At 36.3% G+C, this 2855-nt stretch carries 2 protein-coding genes and 2 pseudogenes; all 4 read right to left on the bottom strand.

The features are described 5' to 3' along the window. Window positions 1-357 (bottom strand): annotated as a pseudogene (locus ACH2BP_RS12340) (hydroxyacid dehydrogenase); the annotation flags it as partial. Window positions 358-606: 249 nt separating this feature from the next. Continuing rightward, window positions 607-2235, bottom strand: coding sequence for a chaperonin GroEL (groL, locus tag ACH2BP_RS12335; RefSeq protein WP_395060333.1), 1629 nt, complete (start codon window positions 2233-2235; stop codon window positions 607-609). 16 nt (window positions 2236-2251) lie between these two features. Beyond that, window positions 2252-2527 (bottom strand): co-chaperone GroES, encoded by a 276-nt coding sequence (gene groES / locus ACH2BP_RS12330; RefSeq protein ID WP_395060331.1) that lies wholly within the window; start codon window positions 2525-2527, stop codon window positions 2252-2254. 131 nt (window positions 2528-2658) lie between these two features. Further along, a pseudogene (locus ACH2BP_RS12325) lies at window positions 2659-2855 on the bottom strand (preprotein translocase subunit SecG); the annotation flags it as partial.

The raw sequence follows: 2855 nt of genomic DNA, 5'->3' as shown, positions 1-2855 counted from the left end.
TTTGTTAAAAAGTGATAGTAACATACCTAATGTATGCTCGCCAACTGCATTGCTATTGCCTTCTGGAGCCGCAATAAGTTGAATGTTTTTGGATAGTGCATAATCACAATCGATGCTTTCTAAACCTGCACCGACTCTGGCTATAAATTGCAAATTTATGGCTTTATCAATAAAAATTTTGTCTATTTTGAATCGGCTGCGAATGATGATACCATGATAGTTTTGAATTATTTCTTCTATTTCTTGTTTTGAAGAAGTGTAATTTTCGTGATTTGTAAAACCCAATTCCTGCAATTGTTCCAATAAAATGGGATGATTGCTGTCCAGATGTAGAATATTTATGGATTGGGGTTTCATAGTTTTAATGTAGTTTTATAGCAAATTGAACTGCTAGTTATAATGTTGATTTAGCCCCGATAGCAGTGGAAATCCTGTCATTGCGAAGAATGAAGCAATCAAATCGTAAGATTGCTTCGTTCCTCGCAATGACAGATTGCAACGTACAGCAGGAATAATATTTCATAGAAATTATGTGTTTCTGCTCCAAAAAAAATCCGTACTGTTATAAAACATACGGATTTTTTGTATTTTGAAAATTTTTTAATTTTACATCATTCCTGGCATACCGCCGCCGTGAGAGTGTCCAGCAGCGCTTTCTTCCTTAATTTCTACCAAAGCACATTCTGTGGTCAAGATCATACCCGCAACCGAAGCCGCGTTTTCAAGCGCCACACGTGTTACTTTTTTAGGATCGATAATTCCAGCTTTTAGCATGTCAACATACTCATCGGTTTTTGCATTGTATCCAAAATCGCCTGAACCTTCAGCCACCTTTGCAACAACTACAGAACCTTCTAAACCTGCGTTTTCGACAATAGTTCTCAAAGGAGATTCTACGGCACGAGATACAATTTGGATTCCTGTTGCCTCGTCAGGATTGTCAGCTTTTATGGAAGCCAAAGCACCTTTTGCACGCAATAAAGCGACACCACCACCAGCTACAATTCCTTCTTCGACAGCAGCACGAGTTGCATGCAAAGCATCGTCGACACGGTCTTTTTTCTCTTTCATTTCAACTTCAGAAGCTGCACCAACATAAAGAACTGCTACACCACCGGCTAGTTTTGCCAAACGTTCTTGCAATTTTTCTTTGTCATAATCTGAAGTCGATGCTTCCATTTGACCTTTTATTTGATTGACACGATTTTTGATCATATCGGCTTCGCCAGCTCCACTTACAATTGTTGTATTGTCTTTGTCGATAGTCACTCTTTTTGCTGTTCCCAGCATTTCAATGGTTGTATTTTCTAAGGTAAATCCTCTTTCTTCTGAAATTACAGTTCCGCCAGTTAAAATAGCAATATCCTCCAACATTGCTTTTCTACGATCGCCAAAACCAGGTGCTTTTACAGCTGCGATTTTTAATGCACCACGCAATTTATTTACTACCAATGTTGATAAAGCTTCGCCATCTACATCTTCAGCAATAATTAATAATGGTTTTCCAGATTGTGCTATTGGTTCCAAAACGGGTAATAATTCTTTTAAAGAGGAAACTTTCTTGTCATATAATAATATATAAGGACTTTCTAATTCTGTTTCCATTTTTTCTGGATTGGTCACAAAATATGGCGATAAATATCCTCTGTCAAACTGCATTCCTTCTACAACATCTACATAAGTTTCTGTTCCTTTGGCTTCTTCAACAGTAATTACGCCTTCTTTACCAACTTTTGCAAAAGCATTGGCTATTAGTTCACCAATTATTTCATCATTATTTGCAGAAATAGAGGCAATTTGTTTTATTTTTTCAGAATCGCTTCCTACTACTTTTGCTTGCTTTGCCAAATCTGCAACGATTGCTTCTACGGCTTTGTCGATGCCGCGTTTCAAATCCATTGGATTTGCGCCAGCAGCCACATTTTTCAATCCTTCTTTTACGATTGCTTGTGCTAAAACTGTAGCAGTAGTAGTTCCATCGCCAGCCAAATCATTGGTTTTAGAAGCTACTTCTTTCACCATTTGAGCACCCATATTTTCCAATGGATCTTCTAGTTCAATTTCTTTTGCAACGGTAACACCATCTTTGGTTACTGTTGGTCCACCAAATGATTTTCCAATAATTACGTTACGACCTTTTGGTCCAAGAGTTACTTTTACTGCATTTGCCAATGCATCGACACCACGTTTTAATCCGTCGCGTGCTTCTATATCAAATTTTATATTTTTTGCCATTTTGCTATCTTGTTAATTATATAATTGCTAAAATTTTTAATTCACTCATTATCAAATAATCCTTGCCTTCAAGTTTTAACTCAGTTCCAGCAAATTTATCGTAAAGAACGGTGTCACCAACTTTCACTGTCATGGTATGATCTTTCGTTCCGTTTCCAACTGCAATTACAGTTCCTTTTTGAGATTTTTCTTTTGCAGTGTCTGGAATATAAATCCCTGATGCTGTTTGAGTTTCAGCTGCCACTGGTTCTATTAAAACTCTATCGGAAAGTGGTTTAATGTTTAATGTCATTTTATAAAAATTTAATTGTTTTTAATAGTTTTTGTATTTCAGAAATTATGCCAAGTGTTTAAAACTGACATTTTTGCTTAAAAAAAATGCCAGCATTGTCAAGCTGGCATTTAAATATTTATTGTCAAATGTTATTTTTTTGTATCTTCTGAAGCTGCTGGTTTAGCACTTTCTGAAGTTGCTGGTTTTTCGGTAACTGGAGCAGTTTGCGGTGCTTTTTGAATAGCTGGAGCTGTTATTGAACCTTCATCTATTACTTTTGAACCTGAATCACTTAAGTTTCCTGTAAAACTTAAACTCGATAATAGTATCAAAACTATTAAAGCAC

This window comes from Flavobacterium sp. (assembly GCF_043756175.1).
Taxonomy (GTDB): Bacteria; Bacteroidota; Bacteroidia; order Flavobacteriales; family Flavobacteriaceae; genus Flavobacterium.
This window is presented reverse-complemented; position numbering and strand designations above follow the sequence as displayed.

What these genes read in the sequence shown, in the direction of transcription:
- groL (WP_395060333.1), bottom strand. Translation starts at nt 2,235, where the DNA reads ATGGCAAAAAATATAAAATTTGATATAGAAGCACGCGACGGATTAAAA.
- groES (WP_395060331.1), bottom strand. Translation starts at nt 2,527, where the DNA reads ATGACATTAAACATTAAACCACTTTCCGATAGAGTTTTAATAGAACCA.